This is a genomic window from Streptomyces sp. NPDC002776, from assembly GCF_053592195.1.
In genome coordinates this window covers 168,887-192,580 of the sequence record NZ_JBSFVG010000012.1, presented here as the reverse complement: position 1 = coordinate 192,580, position 23,694 = coordinate 168,887, and the positions used below count along the sequence as shown (strand labels likewise).

The following is a 23,694-nucleotide window of genomic DNA, read 5'->3' as shown; positions in this document are numbered from 1 at the left end:
GGGGGCCCAGTGACACACGGACCGCGAGGCAGGGACGGGGACGACCGGCGGGCGACCCCGGTGCGCACGGCTGGCCGGCCCGACCCCGCGTACGGCCCCGAGGCAGCCCTCGCCGCCGCCGTCATCCGCGTCAAGGGCCGGGACGGGGCCGTCGCCGGTGCGGGCTTCCTGGTCGCCGACGATCTCGTGCTCACCTGCGCCCACGTGGTCTCCGACGCCCTCGACCGGCCCCGGGAGGAGGCGGTCGAGCCCGGGGCCGAGGTCGCCGTCGACCTGCCGCTGGCCAGGGATGCCGGGGGCGCCCACGACGGTGGTGACCGTACGGCCGAAGTGCGGCGCTGGATACCCGTCGCGCCCGACCGGACCGGTGACATGGCCCTCCTGCGGCTGCGGGAGCCGATACCCGGTGCCCGGCCGCTGCCCCTGGCCGATCCCCCGGAGGGCGTGTGGCACCACCACGCCCGGGCCGTGGGGTTCACCGACGACCACCCCGGGGGCATCTGGCACAGCGGTACGTTCCGGGGGCCGACCCGTGAGGGGTGGGTCCAGCTCTCGCGCGGCGACGGCGAGGGCGTGTACGTCAAGCGGGGCTTCAGCGGCAGTCCCGTCTGGAACGACGAACTTGGCGCGGCCGTCGGCCTGATGGTGGCCGCCGAGCCCGGACGCGAGGCCCAGCAGGCGTTCGCCCTGCGGACCCGGACGCTGCTGGACGCGCTGCCCGAACTCGGCCCCCTCGTCACCCCGCCCACCCCGTTCCGCGGTCTCGCCACCTTTCAGGAGGCCGACGCCGACGTCTTCTTCGGGCGGGACGACGACATCGAGAACGTGCTCGATGCGTTGCGAGGCCGCTGGCCAACCGTCACCCTGTGCGGGCCCTCCGGCTGCGGCAAGTCCTCGCTGGCGCTGGCCGGGGTGGTGCCGAGGATGCGAGAGGCGGGGTACGCCGTCCTGGTCGTCAACGCCGGGCACATCTCGTCCCTGCGCCACGCCCTGGCCACCAGGCTGTACGAACTCCACGAGGCGGAGAGAGGGAAAGGGGGGGACGGCCCCGCCCCGGCCCGGAGCGCCGACCATGTGGCGGCCCTGTTGGAGGAGTGGACTCTCCCCGACGTCCTCCACCGCGTCCTCGGGAGCGCCGGCAGCCGAGTCCTCGTGGTCGTGGACCAGGCCGAGGCCCTCCTCGACCGTTCCGAGGCCGATCTGGCGGACGCCGCCGGCCTGCTCTTCCGGGAGGCCCAGCCGGAGGGCGTCCGCGTTCTGCTCACCCTCCGCGCCGACTTCGTGGACGCGGCACTCAACCGTCCCGTCCTGGGACCGGCGTTGAGGGACGGGTTCACCGTCGCGCTCACCCCGATGTCGGAGGAGCAGCTCGCGAAGGTGATCGGCGAGCCGGTCAGACGGATGCCGACCGTGGCGTACGACCCCGGGCTGGAGGAACTCATCCGGAAGGACGCCGGGGGCGCGCCCGGCATCCTGCCCCTGCTCGGGTTCGTCCTCACCCAGCTGTGGGACCGGCAGTCCGGAGGCCGGCTGCGCCTGACGACGTACGAAGAGATCGGCGGAGTGTCCGGCGCCCTGGCGCGCCATGCGGAACAAGCATGGCGGGAGTGCGTACGCCCGGCGGACGAGGCCGACGCGCTGCGGCTGCTCACCGGGCTCGTCCGGGTACTGCCCGGCAGCGAGGCCCCACTGCGCCGCATGATCACCCGCGAGGAGGCGGGTGAGGCACGATGGCGGATCGCCCGCGCTCTGGCCCAGCGGCGGTTGCTGGTGCTGCACGGAAAGGAGGGCGAGCCGCAGACGGCCGAGCTCGCCCACGAAGCCCTCACCAGCGCCTGGCCGACGCTCGCCGGCCAAGTGCGCACCGACAGCGACCTGTTGGCGGCCCGTGCGGAGCTGCGCCATGACCTCGACCGCTGGGAGACGGCGGGGCGCTCCCCGGATCTGTTGCCCGGCCCGATCCATCTGGCTTCACTGACCCGCCGGCTACAGGCCCGGGAAGCTGAACTTTCCGCCGAGGAACGCACGTTCATCGACCTCGCCACAAGACGACAACGTCGCCGCCGGACCCGGATGCGGGTCGCCTGGGGTGCCGCCGCGCTCGTCCTAGCGCTCATCGCCGGGCTCGGCACCTTCCTCGTCCAGCAGTCACGGGTCAGCGCGGAGCGGGAGGCGGAGGGGCGGTCGCGATCGCTGGCGACCCTCTCGGACGAACTGGCGCAGCGGGACCCGGGGGGTGCCGCTCTGGTTGCCATGGCAGCCCACGACCTCTTCCCCACCGAGGAGGCCCGCAACGCGCTGCTGCGCCGCTACGACCACTTTGTGCAGGACCGGTGGGCCCTGACCCCGGGTGAGGCACGGGTGGACCAGGTGGCGGCGAGCACGGACGGCCGGGTGGTCCTCGTGACGACCAGGCTCAGAGGGTCGGGGAACGCCAAGGGGGGCGTGGTGCTCTTTGTCCGGGGTGCGGGCGAGCGCATCGTGCGCGCCCGGCTCCCCTTGGCCGAGGGCGCCTTCTTCCCGATGGTCAGCCGGGACGGCCGCAGGATCGCCTACCTGTCGACGAAGGACGGTGGCACCTTGTTCTGGCACGACGTGGACCGCGCGGGCACGGATGAGGCGGCGGTGCTGGGCCCGGAAGCCAGCGTCCGCGGCGCGGAGTTCGGGTACGAGGGGACAACGTTCCCCGGGTACCTCGGCCTTGCGGACCTCTCCCCGGACGCCCGCGAGGTGGTGACGTCGGCGAACGGGCGCGTGAAGCTTCGAGAGCTGGCGACAGGCCGGGTCCGGCAGTTGCCCGGCCGGACGCCCTCGGTGGACGGGGTGTGGTTCGGGCCGGACGGGAACACACTCGTGGCTCAGCAGCAGGCCGGCACCGGGCAGAGCACGGCACAAGAGCCGTCCCTCGTGGCGATCGACACCAGGACCGGACGGTCGCGGAAACTGGCGGACGGCATCCCTTCGACGTCTCCCCGTCTTGCCCTGTCCGGCAACGGCGCGGTACTGGTCGTCTGCCGGGAGTCGCGGCTGGGGAAGGGTGTCACGTACGAAGCCTTCCGGGTCGCGGACGGACGGGCACTGACGCGGTACCGGCCGGGCGAGTTCAGCAGCTCGTGCAAGCACATCGCGATCGACGCGACCGGGGAACACTTCGCGGTGAGCAAACTGCAGACCGCGTGGGCTCTGGTCGGGACACGCCCCGGAGCCGAAGTGCGGGAGATCGAAGGACCCAGCACTGGGCTGGAGGACGACGACCTGTCCCTCGTAGGCGATCCGGAGAACCCCGTCCTGATCATCTGGGACGAGTTCTCGGTGATCGGGCGGCCCCTGATCACGGACCCGCTCAACGCCGATGGCCCGCCGGCGCTGCTCGGCGGCACGGCATGGGGCGAGGAGAAGGACATGCTGGTCCGGATGGGCGACCAGGCCGACACCCTGGGCATCGTACGCATGGAAGCGGACGGGTCGACGACCCTCCAGAAGACGGTCAAGCGACCACCGAGGGAAGACCCGTCGATGTTCGTCACTATCGCACCCGGCATAGAGGTGAACCAGGCCGCAACGCTGGCAGCCGACCTCATCGGCTGGAACAAGGTCCGCATCTGGGAACTCCCCTCCTTGCGGACCGTCACCGACATCACCGTCCGCATGCCGCCTCCCGACGGCGGCCCCGATGCGCCGAAGGAAGGCGTGGCGCTGCATCTCGGCCCCGGGGACGAGTTGTTGACCGTCTCCGGCTCGACCATCGAGCACTGGAACGCCCGGGACGGCCGACGCCTGTCGAAACCTCTCGACGTCCGGAACCTGGGACTCACTGAGACTGACCCACCGGACTTCACCGCCTCCTTCCACCCGGAGCCGGGACACGTACAGCTCTCGGTGCGCGGTGACCGGTTCCTCCGCGCGTTCTCTCTGCGCACAGGCCGGGAGAACGAAAGACGGCGCATCGAGCTGGGGCCGGAGGCGGACTCCGCCGTTCTCGACCGGACCGGGCGCTTCGCCACCGTGCAGACCAAGGGGTCCATGATGGAACTGTGGTCGGTCGGGCGGACGGGAAAGCCCTCGCAGCGGGTGCTCGGCCCGATGGGGTCACTGAACCCCTGGGAGTACCGGCAGGGCTTCCGGGACGACAGCTCGGTGTACTTCCTGGCCAACGGGAACTCCATACGGTTCCAGGACGCGGCGGACCCCGAGGACCGCGGCGAGTCCTACGTGTTCGCGGAGGAGCAGGAGTTCCTGGCGGTCTCCCGCGACGGCAGGACCCTGCTCCGCACCGTCGACGAGAACACCGTGGGCATCCTCCACCTCGACCCGGCGCTCTGGAAGAAGGAGCTGTGCGACATCCTCGGCCGTGACCTCTCCGAGAACGAACGCCGGGGCCTACCCATCTGGCTGCCGGACCGGATCTGCCCGCCGGGCGGCCGCTGAGACCGACCGGAAAATGGATCTCCGAACGCATGACACCTCACTGGAAGCGAGTTCTCCCTCGCGAAGCTGTGTCGGTCACGACGTGTGACTGATGGTGGCGGCCATCTGCCTGGCGAGATCCTCGAGGGCCATGAAGAGCCCGTCCGCCAACTGCGCTCCTCGGTCACCGCACCAACCCCTGCCGCACATGGAGCAAGACTCTGCACCGCGATGGCCAAAACGCCGAGGGCGAGGTGCCATCTAACTTTCGAACACCATTCGGAAAATCAGTGCACTGGATGCCGGGTAGGCCGGGGCAACTGCGGGCCGACTTCCGCGTGATGAGCACTTGGTGCGCGCTGCCCGTCGCGCAGGTGAGCTGGGCCGTTTGTGGGCTGACTGTCTCGCAATGTTTCGACTGTATCGGCGACTCTTGCGAGAGGTATTGACGCGGTTCACCCGCTCCTCAATTATTCAGTTGCTCGATACCCCGACAATTGTTCGCCATTCCGAACATCTCAGTTCGCCGCGCGTATGTCATGCACCGGACATCACGCCACCGACAGTCCGGACGACCGGAACCGCCTACTCAAGATTGGGAAGTCCCTATGCGCAGAGGAAGTTTCAGCGCCAGGCACCCAGGTGGGGTGCTCGCTGCCGCGGTTGCGGTCCTCGCCGCGCTGGCGGCGATGCTCGTCGCCACCCCGGCGCAGGCGGCCAGCAGCGGCCCCCTACGCGGTGTCGGCTCGAACCGGTGCCTCGACGTGCAGGGCGCCGGCCAGGCCAACGGCACGTCCCTGCAGATCTACGACTGCTGGAACGGGTCCAACCAGCAGTGGACGTCGACGGACAGCAACCAGCTCACCGTGTACGGCACCATGTGCCTGGACGTTCCGGGGCATGCCACCACGCCCGGTACCCGGGTGCAGATCTGGACCTGTTCCGGCGGCGCGAACCAGCAGTGGCGGCTCAATGCCGACGGCACGGTCGTCGGAGTCCAGTCCGGGTTGTGCCTGGAAGCGGCGGGCGCCGGGACGGCCAACGGCACGGCGGTGCAGATCGGGACGTGCAACGGCGGCAGCAACCAGAAGTGGACCGGCCTGACCGGCACGCCGCCGGACGGCACCTGCGCTCTTCCGTCGACCTACCGGTGGACGTCGACGGGTGTGCTGGCGCAGCCCGCGCACGGGTGGGCCGCGGTCAAGGACTTCACCACCGTGACGCACAACGGCAAGCACCTGGTCTACGCGTCCAACTTCTCGGGATCGTCGTACGGCTCGATGATGTTCAGCCCCTTCACCAACTGGTCGGACATGGCATCAGCCGGTCAGACCGGGATGAGCCAGGCCGCGGTGGCGCCCACGCTGTTCTACTTCGCACCGAAGAACATCTGGGTGCTGGCCTACCAATGGGGTGCGTGGCCCTTCATCTACCGCACGTCGAGCGACCCCACCAACCCCAACGGCTGGTCCGCGCCGCAGCCGCTGTTCACCGGGAGCATCTCCGGCTCCGACACCGGCCCGATCGACCAGACCTTGATCGCCGACGGCCAGAACATGTACCTGTTCTTCGCCGGTGACAACGGCAAGATCTACCGCGCGAGCATGCCCATCGGGAACTTCCCGGGCAGCTTCGGCTCGTCGTACACGACGATCATGAGCGACACGAAGGCCAACCTGTTCGAGGGCGTCCAGGTCTACAAGGTGCAGGGCCAGAACCAGTACCTGATGATCGTCGAGGCGATGGGCGCGAACGGACGCTACTTCCGTTCCTTCACGGCCTCCAGCCTGAGCGGCACCTGGACCCCGCAGGCCGCGAGCGAGAGCAACCCCTTCGCGGGCAAGGCCAACAGCGGCGCCACCTGGACCAACGACATCAGCCACGGTGACCTGGTCCGCAACAACCCCGACCAGACCATGACCATCGACCCCTGCAATCTGCAGTTCCTCTACCAGGGCATGTCCCCGACGGCGGGCGGCGACTACAACCGGCTGCCGTGGCGGCCGGGTGTCCTCACCCTGCGGCGCTGACCTTCCCGCTGCTCCGAGGAACCCCGGCCGTGCGGCGGCCGGGGTTCCTTTCGTCTGCGGCGGCGGCCGGTCAGGCGGGCCCGGGAAGGGGGCGCCGGGCGACCTCGTAGGCGTCGTCCGGGGGGACGCCGAGCATGCGCAGGACCATCTCGGCCAGGTTCACCGCGGCCTCGTCGCCGTCCAGGTCGGGGCGGGTGAAGCGCAGTTCCACCAGGGACAGCAGGGTTCCGCCCAGTGCGGACAGGGCGACCGCCGGGTCGGCGATGGTGAAGCGGCCGGAAGCCGTGCCGACGTCGATGTCCCGCCGTGCGCGTCGGGCCAGGCCGTTGTCCGAGTGGATGTGACCGAGGCCGCGGCGGCGCAGGACCTGCATCAGCTCGGGGTGGGAGTCGGCCATGCGGGTGCTGAGCCGGAAGCCCGCCGCGACGAGTTCCGCCGGGTCGTCGATGCCCCTCAGGCGCTCGTCGAAGCTCTGGCCGAACTCCTCCAGGGCGTCCACCACGGCCGCCTCGAACAGCTCGGTCTTCGATGCGAAGTGGTTGTAGAAGGAGCCGAAGCCGACGTCGGCGCGCTCGGCGATGGCCTGGATGCTGGCGCCGGTGTCCCCGGTCTCGGCGAGGATCTGCCGGGCGGCCCGAAGGAGCGCGCCACGGGTCTCGGCGCGGCGCCGCTCGAACCGGTTGGGCGGGGCTGACGTAGACATGCGCACAGTCTAGCCGCGGCGGCGATGCGGACAGCAGTTCTGATGAATCCATCATTTCCTGACGGTAACGCCTTGACGACGCAACTGTCAGAGTTGATGATTTCATCACTACGGCGATGTCGCTCGGAGGCACCATGTCTGAACCCCGCGTCCAGGGGGCCGATGTCAAAACGGCCCACCAGGACCTGCACAGCGAACAAGGAGCCCAGCGCGGCGAGCATTCCGGCCGCTCCCGGAACCCCGTGATCAAGGTGGCGGACCTGGCCTGGCTGGAGTTCGAGAAGCCGGACCTGGAGCGGGCCGAGGTGTTCGCCCGGGACTTCGGCTTCCAGGTCGCCGCCCGCACCGACAGCGACCTGTGGCTGCGCGGCACCTTCGCCGGCTCGCCGTGCATGGTGATCCGACGCGGGCGCACGTCCCGTTTCATCGGCCCGGCGTTCCGCGCGGCGGAGCGTGCCGACCTGGAGCGGCTTGTGCGAGCCACCGGATCCGCTGTCCGGGAGGCGGACGTGCCCGGCGGCGGCAAGGCGGTCGACCTGCTCGATCCGTCCGGTTTCCCGGTCCGGGTGGTGCACTGCGGCGAGCCGCTTCCGGCGCTGCCCGAGCAGCGGCCGCTGCGGCTCAACTTCGGCACGGATCACCGCCGTACGAACGCCCCGCAGCGCCCGCCCCGTGAGCCGTCCCGGATCCAGCGGCTGGGCCATGTCGTCCTGGAGACCCGGGTGTTCGGCCGGGCCCTGAACTGGTATCTGGACACGCTGGGGATGATCGTGTCCGACTTCCTTTTCCTGGACGGGCAGCGCGACCGCGGCCCGACGATGGCGTTCATCCGCTGCGACCTCGGTGGCGTGCCGGCCGACCATCACACGCTGGCGATGCACCTGGGGCCGGGGACCGGCTACGTCCACTCCGCCTACCAGGTCACCGACCTGGACTCGATCGCCGCCGGTGGCGAATACCTCAAGGAGCGCGGCTACCGGCGCAGTTGGGGCATCGGCCGGCACATCCAGGGCAGCCAGCTCTTCGACTACTGGCGTGACCCCGACCGCTTCATGCTGGAGCACTTCGCCGACGGCGACCTGTTCTGCAGCGACGTCGAGCCCGGCTGGGCGCCCATGTCGACCAGCGGCCTGGCCCAGTGGGGTCCGCCGGCCACCCGGGACTTCCTCGGCGCGAGCCCTTCCCCGCGGCGGGTCCGCGACGTCGTCCAGGCCCTGCGCGGCGACAACGAAATGGACCCGGCGCGCCTGCTGGGCCTGCTCAAAGCCACCAAGTCCTGAACCCTCAACCCCCTCACGGAAGGCACTGACATGAGCACCAACGTCCTGCGCACGACCGCCGGATGGTGGGTCGTCCGCGACGACCGGGCCCTCCGCGTCGCCACCGCGGCCGCCACCACCGCCGAGCTGATCGCCGACCGTCAGGCCGTACGAGAGGCGGCACGCTCGGCCGACACGGGCACCCCCGTCGCCGACCTCGTCGCCCTCTCGCCGGTCACCACCCCCTGCCGCGTGGTCGCTCAGATGGTCAACTACCGCAGTCACGCCCGCGATTCGGGCTTCACGGGCGACATCCCGCCCACCTTCTTCCGTAAGGCGTCCGGCTCGGTCAGCGGCCCCGGCGACGCCGTCGTCCGGCCCTCCCACGTGCGGCTCCTCGACTACGAGATCGAACTCGGGCTCGTCATGGGCGCCACCCTGCCGATCGGTACCACGGTCGAGGAGCGGGACCTGCCCTCGTGCGTCGCCGGACTCGTCGTCACCAACGACGTCAGCGCCCGCGACGTCCAGCTGACCAAGACGCAGTTCTACGAGAGCAAGTCCTACCCCACCTTCACACCGACCGGCCCCTACCTCGCCCTGCTGGAGCCGGAGGACTTCGCCCATCTGCTGGACCTGAGGCTGCGGTTGTCGGTCAACGGCGAGCTGCGCCAGGACCGCACCCTCGCCGACATGATCGTCCGCCCGGCCCAGGCCCTGACCCTGCTGGCCCGCTTCCAGACTCTGGACCCCGGCGACCTGCTGCTGACCGGCACCCCTGGCGGCACGGCTCTCAAGGCCCCGCCGAAGCCGGTCGAGAAGATCGGCGCGCTGCTGCCGCCCGCCATGAAATGGAAGGCGTTCTTCAAATCCCAGGCGAAGAACCCGCATTACCTGCACACCGGTGACGTGATCACCGCGACCATCGCGACCCCGGACGGCCGCATCGACCTCGGCGAGCAGAACACCCCTGTCACGGACGCGAAGTAGGGACCCGAGGTGAGCCGCACCCCACCGCACGTGCCCGTGGTCATCGTCGGTGCCGGACCCGTGGGCGTGACCGCCGCCCTCCTCCTCGCCCGGCGCGGAATCCGCACCGTCCTCCTGGAACGCCACCGGGACGTCTACCCGCTCCCGCGCGCCGTCGCCGCCGACGACGAAGTCCGCAGGATCCTCCAAGCGGCGGGCGTGGGGGAGGAGTTCGCCGCGATCGCCCGCCCCGCGAACGGCCTGCGGCTGCTGGACGCCCGGCACCGGGTGATGGCCGAGTTCCGCCGCACCGGGCACGGCCGTCACGGCTACCCGCAGACGAGCATGTTCGACCAGCCCGAGCTGGAGCGACTGCTGCGCGAGGCCCTCGCCCGGAACCCGGAGTGCGAACTGCGCGGCGGCGCGGAGGTCACCTGCGTCACCCCGGACGCTGCCGGCCCCGTCCGCGTCACCTACCGCGACGCCGACGGAGAACACCAGTTGTGGGCCGAGGCGGTCCTGGGCTGTGACGGAGCGAACAGCCTCACCCGCGACGCCATCGGGGCCGTATGGGAGGACCTGCGTTTCGAGGAACGCTGGACCGTCGTCGACGTCCGCACGAACGCCGACGTCCGCTGCTGGGAGGGCGTCGACCAGGTCTGCGACCCGCACCGCCCGGCAACCTTCATGCGCGTCGGAGAGGACCGTTACCGCTGGGAATTCCGCCTGACGGACCGCGACGAGCCGGTCCGCGAGCTGGTCGCCCCCTGGCTGCCACCCTCCTACGACGGAGACTTCGAGATCGTCCGCGAGACCCAGTACACCTTCAAGGCACGCATAGCCGACCGCTGGCGCAGCGGACGCGTCTTCCTCCTCGGTGACGCCGCCCACCTCTCCCCGCCGTTCATCGGACAAGGTCTGTGCTCGGGCCTGCGCGACGCCTACAACCTCACCTGGAAGCTCGCCCACGTCGTGCGCCGGGGCGGCGAGGAGCAGCTGCTGGACACCTACGAGAGCGAACGCAAACCGCACGCCCGTCACGTGATACGCCTCGCGGTCGCCATGGGCTGGACCATGACCGGCGGCCAGGACGGCGCCGCCCCACTGCGCCGCAGACTCCTGGCCGCGGCCTGCCGCATACCCGGCTTGACGGAGCTGGCCGGCCCCGACCTCAGCCCGCCCCTGACCGCCGGACCCCTCGTCCGACGCGGTCTCCGCAGGGGCCTGGCGGGTACCCATTGCCCGCAACCGTGGATCACCGCCGCCGGACGGCGTACCCGCCTCGATGAGCTGCTCGGCGACTCCTTCACCATCCTGACCGCCACCCGACCCTGGCCCGCACTGAACGCCCTCGCCCATGCGCTCGGCATCCGGGCGATCCCCGTGCCCGACCTCGCCGACGACGGCACGCTCACAGCCTGGCTGCGCGGTGGCCGGGCGGAGGCCGTCCTGCTGCGCCCCGACCGCGTCGTCATGGACGTCGTCCCGGCCGGCGACCGCGACTTCACCGACACTGCCACCTGGGCGGCCCTGCTGCACACCACCCGCAGCCCTCTCCCACCCCGACACACCGTCGAGCAAAGCCTGCTGAGGAGCACCACACGATGACCAGGCCGGCCCCCTTCATGACCCCCGACCCGCAGGTCGTCGCGGCCAGCCGCATCATGGACTTCGCCCGCAGCACCGGACAGGACGGCACCGACTACGCCGCCCTGCACCGCTGGTCGGTCACCGACCTGGAAGGCTTCTGGGGCGCGGTGTGGGAGTACTTCGACATGCCTGGGGGAGGGCACCTACCTCGGCGTCCCTCACCCCGCTCTCACGGAGTTGGACGAGGGCACGCTGGCGTCGTATTGGGCGGTGCCGATGAAGCGGCCCGGCCAGCTGTGCGCCGTGTCGGACGGGTGCTGGGGCTGGTGAAGGTGGGTGTCTGCCTGGCCGACGAGGACGGCGAGGACGCGTCGTGAACGCCACCGAGAGTCGTGGAGCCCCGAGCCCGGCACCGGTGGATGCCCTCACGATGCGCGCGAGTGTCGCCGAGGTACTTCCACCCGATGTGACTCCTACCGATCGGTCCGCGCCGGAGATGCTGACCGGCATGCTGCGCGGCCACCTGCAGCTGATCATCCCCGACGTCGAACAGGCCGCCGAGCGGCTACCCAATGACGACATACCGCGCTACTGCGCGCTCGTATCCGTCCGCGAAGCCCGCACCAAACTGAACACCGGCCCCGGAGTGCTGCCGCATGACGCTGTGGCGTATGTGCGCAGACTCGGCCGATCGCTGCTGGCGCTGTGTGACCTCTACGATTCGTCTCTCACTCAATGAGAATGCCCTCGCTCCGCGACACCGGCCACGCGCATCCTTCCTGCATTCCACAGACGGGAGGCGACAACGTGGTCGTACACAACCTGCTGCCCACCCTGTCCTTGCGGGTCCGAGCCAAGGACGTCGTCGCGGACGGCGTGGTGTCCCTCACCCTGGACCACCCCGACGGTGTGCGGCTGCCGGACTGGACACCCGGATCCCACATCGATCTGGTGCTGCCGAACGGGACGACACGGCAGTACTCCCTGTGCGGCGACCGCTGGGACCCGTACACCTACCGCATCGCCGTCCTGCGCGAGGCGGCCGGACGCGGGGGATCGGTCTACGTGCACGACCGGCTGATGCCCGGTGACCGGGTGGGCGTCGGCGGGGCGCACAACCACTTCCCGCTCGTGCCGACCGACCGCTACCTGTTCATCGCGGGCGGCATCGGCATCACGCCCCTGCTGCCGATGATCCAGCAAGCCGAACTGGTCCAAGCCGACTGGCAGTTGCTGTACGGCGGCCGCACGCGCGCCTCGATGGCGTTCCGCGCGGACCTCACCCACGCCCACGGCGAGCGCGTGCACATCAGCCCCCAGGACGAGTACGGCTTGCTCGACCTGGCCGGGTGGCTGAGCGAACCCCTGCCCGGGACCAAGGTCTACTGCTGCGGACCGGCCCCTCTCCTGGCCGCCGTCCAGGAAGCGTGCGCCCACTGGCCCCAACACAGCCTGCGCACGGAACGGTTCACCGCCGCCGACCGGTCCGAGCCCGTACGCCGGACGCCCTTCGAGGTGGAGCTGCGGCGCACCGGCCGTACACTCACCGTCACCCCGGAGGTCTCCGTACTGCACGCCGTGCGCGGGGCCGGCGCCGAGATGCTGTCCTCCTGCGAGCAGGGCACCTGCGGCACCTGTCTCGTCCCGGTACTGGACGGAATCCCCGACCACCGCGACGCGGTCCTGGCCGACCACGAACGCGCGGCAGGCGACTGCATGCTGCCCTGTGTGTCCCGCTCGCACTCTGACCGCCTCGTCCTGGACCTCTGAGCGTCCGGAACCGGCGGCTGACTGAACCGCTCCGGAACCGGCGGTCGACCTGAGCCGCGCGCTGCCGGATTCCCGAGCCCGTTTGGCACGAACATCCAAGCCCCGCACCGCTTTCCACGAAACGAACATGGAGCCGCCATGACCGTTCCCGCATCGCCCCCGGTCAGCGACGCCGACCCGTTCGCCCCCGAGCACCTGGCACACCCCGAACCGCTCCACCGGCACGTGCGCGAAGCCGGTCCCGTCGTCCACCTGTCCCGCTACGACGTCCACGCCCTCGCGCGATACCAGGAAGTGCATGCCGCGCTCGTCGACTGGCAGACCTTCCAGTCCGGCGCCGGTGTCGGCCTGGCCAACTTCCGTCACGAGAAGCCGTGGCGCCCGCCGAGCCTGCTGCTGGAGGCCGACCCACCCCACCATGACGCGCCACGCCGCGTCCTGCGCGAGATCCTCGCCCCGCTCGCTTTGCGTCGGCTGCGTGAATCGTGGCAGGCGTCCGCCGAGGAACTCGTCGATACGGTACTGGCCGACCAGGGACGGGAGTTCGACGCCTTCGAAGCCTTGGCGAAGGCGTTCCCCCTGCGGGTCTTCCCGGACGCCGTCGGTATCCGCCCCGACGGGCGGGAGAATCTCCTGCCCTACGGCAACATGGCCTTCAACGCCTTCGGACCGCGCAACGCCCTCGTGGAAGCCGACGCGCACCGGGTGGGCGAACTGTCGGCCTGGGTGAACGCCCAGTGCACCCGCGAGGCGCTGACCGACGATGGCTTCGGCGCCCGGATCTGGGCGGCCGCCGACCGCGGCGACCTCACCCACGCGCAGGCGCCACTGGTGGTGCGCTCCCTGCTCACCGCCGGCGTCGACACCACCGTGCACGGACTGGCGGCGGCGCTGTACGCCTTCGCCACGCATCCGGAGGAGTGGCAGCGGCTGCGCGCCCGTCCGGAGCTGGCGCGGGTGGCGTTCGACGAGGCGGTGCGCTGGCAGTCGCCGGTGCAGACGTTTTTCCGCACCGCCACCCGCCATGTCGACATCGCCGGTACCCGTATCCCCGAGGGCGGCAAGATCCTGATGTTCCTGGGCGCCGCGAACCGTGACCCGGAGCGCTGGAGTGACCCCGACCGCTTCGACCTCACCCGCGACCCCTCGGGTCACGTCGGCTTCGGCATGGGCATCCACCAGTGTGTCGGCCAGCACGTCGCACGTCTGGAGGCCGAGTCCCTGCTGACCGCCCTCGCCCACCGAGTCGAGCATCTCGAACTCGTCGGGCCACCACGCCGTCACCTCAACAACACCCTGCGCTCCTGGGCCTCACTTCCCGTGCGCATCCTTCCGGCGAACTGACCACCGGTCCAGACGCTCACCCCGGCAGCACCAAACGAAAGAAGGGACCTTCCCCATGCCCCAGCACGTACGCGGTGTCGTCGCCCGCGCCAAGGGCGAACCGGTACGCGTAGAGACGGTCGTCGTACCCGACCCCGGCCCGGGGGAGGCGGTGGTGAAGGTGCAGGCGTGCGGCGTCTGCCACACCGACCTGCACTACCGGGAAGGTGGCATCAACGACGACTTCCCCTTCCTCCTCGGCCACGAGGCGGCCGGTGTCGTCGAGCAGGTCGGACCCGACGTGACCGACGTGGCCCCGGGTGACTTCGTCATCCTCAACTGGCGTGCGGTGTGCGGACGTTGCCGGGCCTGTCGGCGCGGGCGGCCGCAGTACTGCTTCGACACCCACAACGCACGGCAGAAGATGACACTCACCGACGGCACGGAGCTCTCACCGGCCCTCGGTATCGGTGCCTTCGCCGAGAAGACACTCGTCGCCGCCGGGCAGTGCACCAAGGTCGCCCCGGCAGCATCCCCGGCGGCCGCGGGGCTCCTCGGTTGCGGAGTCATGGCGGGCATCGGTGCCGCGATCAACACCGGGGGCGTGGGCAGAGGCGACACCGTGGCGGTCATCGGCTGCGGCGGTGTGGGCGACGCGGCCGTGGTCGGCGCACACCTGGCGGGAGCGGCGAAGATCATCGCGGTCGACATCGACGACCGTAAGCTGACCACTGCCAGCTCCCTGGGCGCCACCCACACGGTCAACTCCCGCACCACCGACCCCGTCCAGGCGATCCGCGAACTGACCGGCGGCTTCGGCGCCGACCTCGTGATCGAGGCCGTCGGCCGCCCGGAAACCTACCGGCAGGCGTTCTACGCCCGCGACTTGGCCGGCACCGTCGTCCTGGTCGGCGTGCCCCCCCCGGAGATGCGACTCGAACTGCCCCTGCTGGACGTCTTCGGCCGCGGCGGGGCGCTGAAGTCCTCCTGGTACGGCGACTGCCTGCCGTCCCGCGACTTCCCCATGCTCATCGACCTCTACCTCCAAGGCCGCCTGGACCTGGACGCCTTCGTCAGCGAGACCATCGCGCTGGACGAGGTGGAGGACGCCTTCGCCCGTATGCACAAGGGCGACGTCCTGCGCTCGGTGGTGATCCTCTGATGACCGGCGTACGCATCGAACGTGTCGTGACCTCGGGCGTCTTCACGCTGGACGGCGGCACCTGGAACGTGGACAACAACGTCTGGATCGTCGGCGACGACCGGCAAGCGGTGGTCATCGACGCCGCCCACGACGCCGTCGCCGTCGCCGAGGCCGTGGGCGACCGGCAGTTGACCGCCATCGTGTGCACCCACGCCCACAACGACCACGTCAACGCGGCCCCGGCGCTGGCCGCGGCCACCGGCGCACCGATCCTGCTGCACCTGGACGACCGGCTGCTGTGGAAGCACACCCACCCGGACCGCGACCCCGACCGCTACCTCTCCGACAACCAGCGCCTTCAGGTGGCCGGCACGCGACTGCGTGTGCTGCACACCCCGGGACACACCCCGGGAGCCATCTGCCTCCATCTTCCGGAGCTCGCCACCGTCTTCACCGGCGACACCCTGTTCGCGGGCGGCCCGGGGGCGACGGGGCGGTCGTACTCGGACTTCCCCTACATCATCCGGTCGATACGCGACCGCCTGCTGGTGCTGCCCGCCACCACGACGGTCCGCACCGGGCACGGCGCGGACACCACGATCGGCGACGAGGCCCCGCACCTCGCGACCTGGATCGCACGAGGCCGGTGACTCCCCGCCCTCGGCTCGGACCATGACGGGTTGTGCCTGTGTCGGGGACTGCGCGCAGCGTCAGGCGCATGATCGGATCGGACCACAGCGATCGGGCAGCGGCGGGGCGTCTGCTGCCAGGGTTGGAGTCGAAAGGAGGCCTCATGATCTCGGCACTCAACCAGCTTGTGGACCTTGTCGAGGAGCATCTCGCCGAGGAGCTCGACGTCGACGGGCTGGCCGGGTCGCTCGGTACCACCGAGTACCACCTGCGTCGGATGTTCTCGTCACTGGCCGGCATGCCGCTGTCGGAGTACGTGCGGCGGCGCCGCATGACCGTTGCCGCCGCCGACGTCGTCCGGGGTGAGGGGGATCTGCTGGGCATCGCCGTCCGGTACGGATACGGATCGAGTGAGGCGTTCGGACGAGCGTTCCGCGCGGTCCACGGCGCCGGCCCCAGTGACGTACGCCGTGATGGAGGCCCCTTGCGCACACAACCGCTGCTCAGGTTCCGCCTGACCGTCGAAGGGAGCACCCCCATGGACACCCGTCTCGTAGACCGCCCCGCATTCCGGCTGGTCGGACACGCAACCCGCGTTCCGCTCATCCATGAGGGCATCAACCCGCACATCCAGGAGCACATCGCCGCGCTGCCGCAGGAGGAGCATCTGCGACTCAAGTCTCTCAGCGACACCGAACCCGCGGGATTGCTGCAGGTCAGCGACGACGTCGATCCCGACGGCAGGGAGGGCACCGAGCTGACCTACCTGCACGGAGTTGCCCTCAGCCGGGACACGCCGGTGCCGGACGGACTCGACGCCATCGAGGTAACAGCGGGCATGTGGGCGGTCTTCCGTATCAGCGGACCGCATCCGCAAGCCCTGCAGACGACGTGGGCCGCGACCGCGACGGAATGGTTCCCCTCCAACCCGTGGCGGCTGCGGCCGGGGCCCTCAATCGTCGCGATCCTCGACCGGGCGGACGATTTCAGCACGGCGACCTGCGAGCTGTGGCTTCCCGTCGAACCAGGGTGAGGCATGCCCACTCGCCCAGCGGGGTTGAGCGCCCTCAATGGGTCGGGTGCCCGGCATGTGAGCTGCCGGGCGAGGCCGATAACGTGCGGTCATGGCGATGACGGGGAAGCGGCGGGTCCTGTACCGGCAGGGCAGCGGATTCTGGCGGATGACGGCGAAGTGGGTCCTGGTCTTCGGCGTCGTGTACCTGCTGGACGGCGGGCTGGTTCGGTCGTGGGGCGACGCTTTGGTCTGGCCGCTGATCGGAATCCTGCTGTGGGTGCCGTTCGGGATCGGTGTCGTCTGGTACCCGCAGAAGGACCAGCGCGTCGAGCTGACGGCACGTGAACTGCGGGTATTGCGGAAGCGGTTGCCGATGGAGAAGGTGAACCTGCTGCACGTGGCGCGGCTGTGGTTGGAGGGCCGGTCAACGGCGGACGACCAACCGGTGGCGGAATGGCCCCGGTTCGACCGGGTGGTGTGGATACCGCTGCTGGACGGCCGAGCCTTCGGCGTGGAGTTCCGCGACCCGGCCGCCTTCGCCAAGGTGTTCGGCGCCTTCGCGGTCGCGGCGTGCGGCGGGCCCGACCTCGTACGCGCGAGGGCCGCAGCGGAGACCTACCCGGATCCGCTGCCGATGCGCCGCCGCCCCACCGACGACACAGGCTCCTGGGCGGACCTCCTGGACATCTTCAACTGATGCCCAGAGACGTCGGGATGGGGTTCAGGAGCGGGTGACCAAGCACGCGGCGCAGGACTCACGCCCCCGATGGGCTCCGGTTCAGACGTTCGGTGACTGGCCGAGGTAATTGTTGTTGAGCCATCCTGCCGAATTTACTTTCACCGAGCTGGGCTTACTGAGGGTCTTCCCGAAGCACACCGACCACGAGTTCGCCCCAACTCCCGATGACGGGCACTCCCAATAGCCCCCGTAAGTCGCGGGGACGGCGGTCCACAGGTTCACCTCTGCCTTCGCACTGAAGAGGGCGGATCGGTTGTTGCGCACGATCACTGCTGCCTGCACGGTGCCTCCGCCTGACGACCTGATGGCACAGACCTGCGCGAGTACAGAGGTGTCGACCGTCTTGCTGCCGGCGCACGCCCACGTGGCGGAGCTGGAGGTAATCGGATTCGTGTTGCCGTAAGCACGCCAGGTGCCGGCATCTGCAGCTGCGGCGGGGCTGGCGGTTGCCAGACTCTGGCCGAGAACGGCAGTGATGGCGACTAACGAACCTACGCCCGTTCGCGTAACTCGCATGCCTCCCATGCTTTTGGGGTAACGGGTGCACAACCTCACGTCGTACGGAGACAACCGCCTCAGAACGGGCAGCGAGGTCGCTGCCGTTGTTCGGAGCCACGACGTAACCGCGCGTGGACTTCGCGCCGGAAAGCATTCGAGCCCGTTCAAATCCATCGCGACGACTGCTACCGTCGGCGCGGTGCTCACTCTGCGTGTAGACGCCGACACCATGGCCAGGACGCGGTTAGCCCCTTCCCCCGCGTCCGAGTCCATGGCGTGGTTAAAACTCACTGCCGCGTCGGGACGGCACCCGGTGTTCGGAGATCCCGGACCACGCGCCCGCGCGTCACTTGCCCATCCGGACGTTGCCCTGCTCGCAGACCTGCTGCCGCGAAACGGCGACACCTACATACCTGACCTGCTCACCCCTCAGCCAGGGACGGGCGCGCAGCGTCGTGACCTGCTCGACGAGCAGATCGCGCAGATCGAGGCCGCAGCGCAGGAAGACCTGGAAACCCAGGTCTTCACCTACACCCGTACCCACTGGAACAGGCCGCTGCTGGCCACGACCCGCCGGATCGCCGAGTCGGGTCGGATGCAGCGTCATCTCGCCAACGGTCTAGCCCGGTTCTGGCGTGATGCCCTCTCCGAGGGCTGGCCCGAACTACGCTCGATCCTCGATCAGGACATCGCCCACCGTGCGACGGCCATCGCCACCCATGGCGTCGGCCGGGCGCTCGGAACACTTCACCCCGACATGGATTGGGCAGGCGACGCGATCACCCTCGCCAAGTCGTGGGACGGCGACATAGATGTCACCGGCCGGGACCTGGTCCTCGCCCCCAGCGTGCTCAACCGGCCCGACGTCATCATCCAGGTCGACACCCCCGGACAGTTCGTCCTCTACTACCCCGCCCAGCGGATCGGAGCCGGCAGGGGGCGCAGGTCCGGAAGGATCGCGCAAGTGGTCGGCAACACCCGAGCGGCCTTGCTGGCGGACCTCGAGACCCCCCGCTCCACCAAGGAACTCGCCGCCCGGCTCGGATACACACCGGGCACCGTCTCCTACCACCTGAGCGCACTGCACCGCGCCCGCCTCGTCACCAAGGTCAGAGACGGGCGCTACGTGGTGTATCAGCGGACCGCACATGCGGCAGGTCTGCTGGAAGAAGCCCGCGGCTGACATGGTGGCCGTCTGTTACCTGGCCACCGTCCACATCACCGCCATCAGCGAATGACTCCGCCTACTTCGAAACACGGCCTACTGGTCGTGCTTGGGCCAGGTCGGGCCCTGATCGGTCCAGATGACACCCTTGTTGCGGCAGAGGCAGAAAGGGTGGCCGATGGGATCGGTGTAGACGCGGAAGCCGTAGCCGTCGGGGCCGACGCAGTCCCGCTGAAGGGTCGCGCCGAGGGCGAGGACGCGGCGCTGTTCGGCCTCGATGTCGTCGACTTCGAAGTCGAGGTGGAACTGCTTGGGGTGCTCGCTGTCGGGCCACTGCGGGGCGCGGTAGTCCTCCACCTGGATGAAGGCCAGTTCGATCTCGCCGAACTGGATACCGGCCCAGTGCTCGTTACTGCTCTCCTTGACCGGGAGCCCCGTCACTTCGGAGTAGAAGGCTGCCAGCTTCATCGTGTCCGGGCAGTCGATGATGAAGTCGGTTAGTCGTAGCATTCCGCGATCTTGGCACAAGATCAAACGAGCCGGAAGGGCGAGCCCAGGTCAGTCTTGCTGGCGGAAGTCCAGCATGTAGAGGACCTTGTCGTAGCGGTGTTCGCCGACGGCGACGAAGCCGGGCAGACGGCCGTATTCGGTGAAGCCCGATGACCGGTAGAGGTGCAGGGCATTGGTGTTGTCGCCCCGGGCGTCCAGGGTGAGGACCTCGATACCCGCCTCCCGGGCGTCAGCGATCAAGGCAGCGGTCAGCGCCCGGCCGACACCATGACCATGGGCAGCAGCGGCCACCGCGATCTTCTCCAGATCGGCGTGTGGCCGATGGGTCGGCCGGGCGTAACGGAGCCAGTACCCCAACCCCACCAGCCGACGGTCGAGATAAGCAACCCGCAGGGCCGCATCCCCGGCTTGCACCGCAGAGACGACGTGGCCGAGAAGTTCCGCCACCTCATCCGGCGAGGGTGGTTCGACCCAGCCCAGCGCCGCACCTCCACTGACCAGGTCCGACAGGATCTGGTGTGCCGAGGGGGCAAAACGAGCCTCCAGATCCGGATCGGAAGTCAGCTCCATGGCGTCAAGGATTACGGGCTCATTGGTCACACCGCTGGTCAAGGCCGAATTCATGTCCGAGAGCCTAGCCAGCCCAATGCCCAGCCGAGACCCCTCTCGCTCCAGCCACGATACTGACCCGCGCTCCCATTCCAAGTCTCATTGGATCAGGTCGGTGCGCGGGTGCCCGGGGGAGGTCGGGCAGACGTAGAGCTGCATGTTGTCGGTGCTGCTGACTTCCACCTTGTCGGCTGCGCGGGGTCCTGGCCGGCCCGATGACTGTCGGCGTAGGCGGCGGCTTGGTCTTCGTACCGTCCTATTCCAAGGAGGCGATGGTCAGCGCTGAACCGGCTGCAATGTCGTCGTGGGCCTCGGCTCAGCAACCTGAAGTTGGTCAACCTGTGCGATCACAGCGTCAGTTGGAGCTGGACCGGTGAGGGGAGCGGAGCACGAGGAGGGTGATCTCGCTGGGGGCGAAGACGCGGAAGGGCGGGCCCCAGAAGCCGGTGCCGCGGCTGGTGTAGAGCAAGGTGCGGGAGCCGTGGTGGCTGAGGCCGGCGAGGGCGGGCTGGTCGAGGCGGACGAGGTGGTGGAAGGGCCAGATCTGGCCGCCGTGGGTGTGGCCGGAGAGTTGGAGGTCGATACCGGCGGCTGCCGCTCGGTCGATGAACTTGGGCTGGTGTGCCAGAAGCAGGACGGGCAGGTCAGGGTCGGCGCCGTCCAGGGCTCCGGCGAGGTGGGCGCGATGGCCGGCCAGGCCGGAGGACTCGGCGGTGACGTCATCCACTCCGGCGACCACAAGGGTGTCGCCTCCGCGTTCCAGCAGCACGTGGCGGTTGCGCAGCGGCTCCCAGCCCAGCTCGTCCATCAGGTCGACCCAGCCCTGGGCCTCGCTGTAGTACTCGTGGTTGCCGGTGACGTAGACACGGGCACGCGTCGCCTGCACGGTGGCAAGCGGGGCGGCCTGGGCACGGCGGCGTTCGGCCGTGCCGTCCGCGATGTCGCCGGTGTGGCAGACCAGGTCGGCCTGCAGGGTGTTCACCTTTTCGCAGACCTGTGCCGACCAGCGGGCGCGGTCGAGGGGGCCGTAGTGGGTGTCGGTGATGAGGACGACGCGGAGGCCGTCCAACCCGGCACCCAGGCGGGGGAGTTGCACGTCGAGTCTGCGTACGCGCGGCACGCGGCGGGCTTCTGCGTAGCCCCAGGCGAGCAGGACGGCGCTGACGCCGAGGACGGCCCAGGTGACGATTCGGGCCCGGTCCTGGCCCTCGCCTACGCCGGCCAAGGTCAGGGCGAGCCGTAGCAGGACGCCGAGTACAACGGACCAGGTGAACAGGACCCAGCTGGTGCCCAACAGAGTGTCACCGACGATCGCAGCCCAGTCCTGCTGGCGCCGACCATGACCGCGCGCCATCGCGAGCGGCATGGTGACGAGCCCGAGGACGAACAGGCCGGTGCCGCCGAGCGTGATGGGCAGCGGCCAGTGCTGGCCGGTGTGCAGGAGCACCCAACACGGCACGGCCCACAGCAGAACAGGGACGATCAGCGGGAGGTAGCGCATCACGCGGTGCAGCCAGCTCTGCCGTGGCGCTCGCGCGTCACGGTCGGCGGGTCGGGTGTCGCTGGTGTCGGTCACGCTTCCCCTCACAAACCAGGCTGCCGTCCTGCGCACTGTATCCGCTCGCCTTTGGCCGGGCCGGAAGAGCAGTCACCGGCGCCCTCTTTCGGCTCGCGCGCGACGGCCAGTACGACGCATGCAGCCTCGGCCTAACCTTGGTCGTGATCGCCCTGCTCGGTGCCGCCCCGCACAGTGAGGTAGTACGAGCCCACGTCGGCAACACCAATCAGTTCACCGCGTAGGGGCCCGATGACCGCGGCACGGTGCTGGCCGTATGCGACAAGATCCATGGGCCTCTGGTGACTGAGCGGCCCCTGCGGCCGGGTGACGGCCTGCTGCCGCCCCTCAACGTGGTGGGCTTCCACCAGGGCACAGGCGGGCAGCGTGCCGGCGGCGGAGCGCCACCCGCACCCTCCCACCTTGCGCTCCGATCGATGACTTGAGCTTCCGCCGACAGTGCCTCCACAGCGGCAGTTGATACCTTGGTACGGCGTACTGTGCATGGGTAGCGATATTGGCAACGGTGAGTGCCCCTTGAGGGCGGACAGGAGGCGGCATGAGCCAGGCACGCTTGACCGTTTCCGAGCACACCACCGCTGGAGTGCACGTCCTCGCGCTGGCCGGAGAGATCGATCACACTACGGCCGACGTTTTCCGCCAGGCGCTCACCGGCGACGACAGATCCGTCCGGTACACGGTCATCGATTTCCGGGACGTCACCTTCATGGACTCGAGCGGTATCAATGTCCTCGTCGTCGCGAACAACGAGGCCCGGGCCTGCGGTGGCTGGCTCCGCTTGGCCCACACTCCCGCCCCCGTGCTCCAGCTGCTGCGCATCGTCGGCCTCGACGACGTCATCCCGCTGTACCCCACTCTCGATCAGGCCCTCGCGCCCGAAACCGCCGCCTGATCCCCGCCCGGTCGATCCCAGGACCGGTGGGCCTGCTGGCTGATCCGGGCGTGCGGGTGGCACTGGGCCCGGTCGCGGGCTTGTGGGAGCGGCTGTTGGGTTGGCGGCAGGACCAGGCCGAGGCGGCGGCGACCCGGTGAGCAATGCGACCCCACGGGGCTGTCTTCTCTCGGTGGTGCCCGGGAGGTCCGGGTATCGGCCTGACGGTCGGCGCACTGGCGGCCTCCGGCCCGCTAGGCATCGGTCTCGGCCTCGCTGCGGCCGATATGGACATCGCCGGTGCGGGCCGTCAGCGGGGCGTCCGGTTCCGAGATCGCCGGGGTAGCAGTAGTCAGCTCCTTCACCCTCGGTGTCGGAGGGGGCGCCAAGGCCGTGTCGAAGGGGAGCGCGGTCGCCGGCCGAGCCGCCACGGGCGTGGATGCCGGGTACGCGCTCCTCGGATACGGGACCAACGAACTGATCACGAGCTAAGGAGTCAGCACTATGACCTTCGCGGCGGGCGGGGCGAGCAGTGGCAGCGCGGTGCTCAGCGTCATCCTGGGCATCGTGTTCATCGCGGCGGTACTGCTGGTGGTGAGGGCGCAGAACCGCAAACGTTGACGCGACCGTTCTGAAGTGTGACCGGCGGTCCTCTCTCCGACACGCTCAAGTCGTGTGCTGTAGGAGGAGCAGCTCTTGTACTCCGGATCCTTCTGATCGTTGCCATCCTGGCGATCCAGCAACTGATGCAAGGCAGTCCGTCTCTTCTATCGAACTGGCCCACACTCATCGACGATCACGGTCGGCTCTGGTAGGAAGACATCCCGGTCGACGGGGCCATAAGCGATCAGGTCGTACAGCGATCGCCCCTCGCCGAAGTCGGCGT

20 protein-coding genes are annotated in these 23,694 nt (G+C 69.6%); 16 read left to right on the top strand and 4 right to left on the bottom strand.

Features of this window, described 5'->3' with window-relative positions:
• The first annotated feature begins 9 nt into the window (after positions 1 to 9).
• Positions 10 to 4,428: an nSTAND1 domain-containing NTPase gene (locus ACWD11_RS24325; protein ID WP_451285464.1), complete on the top strand. Its 4,419-nt coding sequence runs from the start codon at positions 10 to 12 to the stop codon at positions 4,426 to 4,428.
• Positions 4,429 to 5,015: 587 nt separating this feature from the next.
• Positions 5,016 to 6,437, top strand: a complete 1,422-nt coding sequence (locus tag ACWD11_RS24320) for a non-reducing end alpha-L-arabinofuranosidase family hydrolase (RefSeq protein ID WP_389417429.1) — start codon at positions 5,016 to 5,018, stop codon at positions 6,435 to 6,437.
• Between the two features lie 70 nt (positions 6,438 to 6,507).
• Here ACWD11_RS24320 and ACWD11_RS24315 read toward each other — a convergent pair whose 3' ends face one another.
• Positions 6,508 to 7,140, bottom strand: coding sequence for a TetR/AcrR family transcriptional regulator (locus ACWD11_RS24315; RefSeq protein WP_451285462.1), 633 nt, complete (start codon positions 7,138 to 7,140; stop codon positions 6,508 to 6,510).
• 134 nt (positions 7,141 to 7,274) lie between these two features.
• Between ACWD11_RS24315 and ACWD11_RS24310 the strand changes: the two genes are divergently transcribed.
• The 12 genes from ACWD11_RS24310 to ACWD11_RS24255 all read left to right on the top strand — a co-directional run bounded on the left by ACWD11_RS24310 (position 7,275) and on the right by ACWD11_RS24255 (position 19,260).
• On the top strand, positions 7,275 to 8,420 hold the full coding sequence (locus ACWD11_RS24310; protein WP_451285460.1) for a VOC family protein: 1,146 nt from the start codon (positions 7,275 to 7,277) through the stop codon (positions 8,418 to 8,420).
• A gap of 30 nt (positions 8,421 to 8,450) precedes the next feature.
• Complete coding sequence (locus ACWD11_RS24305; RefSeq protein WP_451285458.1) at positions 8,451 to 9,389, top strand: fumarylacetoacetate hydrolase family protein; 939 nt, start codon at positions 8,451 to 8,453, stop codon at positions 9,387 to 9,389.
• Positions 9,390 to 9,398: 9 nt separating this feature from the next.
• Positions 9,399 to 10,976, top strand: coding sequence for a bifunctional 3-(3-hydroxy-phenyl)propionate/3-hydroxycinnamic acid hydroxylase MhpA (gene mhpA, locus ACWD11_RS24300; RefSeq protein ID WP_451285457.1), 1,578 nt, complete (start codon positions 9,399 to 9,401; stop codon positions 10,974 to 10,976).
• Entirely contained in the window at positions 10,973 to 11,335 is a 363-nt protein-coding gene (locus ACWD11_RS24295) for a hypothetical protein (protein WP_451285536.1), read from the top strand. Before mhpA ends, ACWD11_RS24295 begins: the two co-directional genes overlap by 4 nt.
• Positions 11,332 to 11,697, top strand: a complete 366-nt coding sequence (locus ACWD11_RS24290) for a DUF6415 family natural product biosynthesis protein (protein WP_451285455.1) — start codon at positions 11,332 to 11,334, stop codon at positions 11,695 to 11,697. Before ACWD11_RS24295 ends, ACWD11_RS24290 begins: the two co-directional genes overlap by 4 nt.
• Positions 11,698 to 11,765: 68 nt before the next feature.
• Positions 11,766 to 12,728 carry a PDR/VanB family oxidoreductase gene (locus tag ACWD11_RS24285; RefSeq protein ID WP_451285453.1) on the top strand — a complete coding sequence of 321 codons (963 nt, stop codon included), beginning with the start codon at positions 11,766 to 11,768 and terminating at the stop codon, positions 12,726 to 12,728.
• 138 nt (positions 12,729 to 12,866) lie between these two features.
• On the top strand, positions 12,867 to 14,072 hold the full coding sequence (locus ACWD11_RS24280; RefSeq protein ID WP_451285451.1) for a cytochrome P450: 1,206 nt from the start codon (positions 12,867 to 12,869) through the stop codon (positions 14,070 to 14,072).
• Between the two features lie 55 nt (positions 14,073 to 14,127).
• The gene (locus ACWD11_RS24275; RefSeq protein WP_451285449.1) at positions 14,128 to 15,213 is read left to right on the top strand and encodes an S-(hydroxymethyl)mycothiol dehydrogenase; all 1,086 of its coding nucleotides are present in this window, start codon (positions 14,128 to 14,130) and stop codon (positions 15,211 to 15,213) included.
• Positions 15,213 to 15,845, top strand: a complete 633-nt coding sequence (locus ACWD11_RS24270; protein WP_451285447.1) for an MBL fold metallo-hydrolase — start codon at positions 15,213 to 15,215, stop codon at positions 15,843 to 15,845. The genes ACWD11_RS24275 and ACWD11_RS24270 overlap by 1 nt, the downstream gene beginning before the upstream one ends.
• A 143-nt stretch (positions 15,846 to 15,988) precedes the next feature.
• Positions 15,989 to 16,858 carry an AraC family transcriptional regulator gene (locus tag ACWD11_RS24265; RefSeq protein WP_389417438.1) on the top strand — a complete coding sequence of 290 codons (870 nt, stop codon included), beginning with the start codon at positions 15,989 to 15,991 and terminating at the stop codon, positions 16,856 to 16,858.
• 91 nt (positions 16,859 to 16,949) lie between these two features.
• Complete coding sequence (locus ACWD11_RS24260; protein WP_451285445.1) at positions 16,950 to 17,537, top strand: hypothetical protein; 588 nt, start codon at positions 16,950 to 16,952, stop codon at positions 17,535 to 17,537.
• 739 nt (positions 17,538 to 18,276) lie between these two features.
• Positions 18,277 to 19,260, top strand: coding sequence for an ArsR/SmtB family transcription factor (locus ACWD11_RS24255; RefSeq protein ID WP_451285443.1), 984 nt, complete (start codon positions 18,277 to 18,279; stop codon positions 19,258 to 19,260).
• Between the two features lie 78 nt (positions 19,261 to 19,338).
• Here the strand turns inward: ACWD11_RS24255 and ACWD11_RS24250 are convergent, their stop codons facing one another.
• The 3 genes from ACWD11_RS24250 to ACWD11_RS24240 all read right to left on the bottom strand — a co-directional run bounded on the left by ACWD11_RS24250 (position 19,339) and on the right by ACWD11_RS24240 (position 21,937).
• On the bottom strand, positions 19,339 to 19,752 hold the full coding sequence (locus tag ACWD11_RS24250; protein ID WP_451285441.1) for a VOC family protein: 414 nt from the start codon (positions 19,750 to 19,752) through the stop codon (positions 19,339 to 19,341).
• Between the two features lie 48 nt (positions 19,753 to 19,800).
• Positions 19,801 to 20,376 (bottom strand): N-acetyltransferase family protein, encoded by a 576-nt coding sequence (locus tag ACWD11_RS24245; protein WP_451285439.1) that lies wholly within the window; start codon positions 20,374 to 20,376, stop codon positions 19,801 to 19,803.
• 340 nt (positions 20,377 to 20,716) lie between these two features.
• Entirely contained in the window at positions 20,717 to 21,937 is a 1,221-nt protein-coding gene (locus ACWD11_RS24240) for a metallophosphoesterase (protein ID WP_451285437.1), read from the bottom strand.
• Positions 21,938 to 22,475: 538 nt separating this feature from the next.
• Here ACWD11_RS24240 and ACWD11_RS24235 point away from each other — a divergent pair.
• Together ACWD11_RS24235 and ACWD11_RS24230 are read left to right on the top strand one after the other, a co-directional pair.
• Positions 22,476 to 22,829 (top strand): STAS domain-containing protein, encoded by a 354-nt coding sequence (locus ACWD11_RS24235; RefSeq protein ID WP_451285435.1) that lies wholly within the window; start codon positions 22,476 to 22,478, stop codon positions 22,827 to 22,829.
• A 279-nt stretch (positions 22,830 to 23,108) separates the two neighbouring features.
• Positions 23,109 to 23,300 carry a hypothetical protein gene (locus ACWD11_RS24230; RefSeq protein ID WP_451285433.1) on the top strand — a complete coding sequence of 64 codons (192 nt, stop codon included), beginning with the start codon at positions 23,109 to 23,111 and terminating at the stop codon, positions 23,298 to 23,300.
• The last annotated feature ends 394 nt before the right edge of the window (positions 23,301 to 23,694 follow it).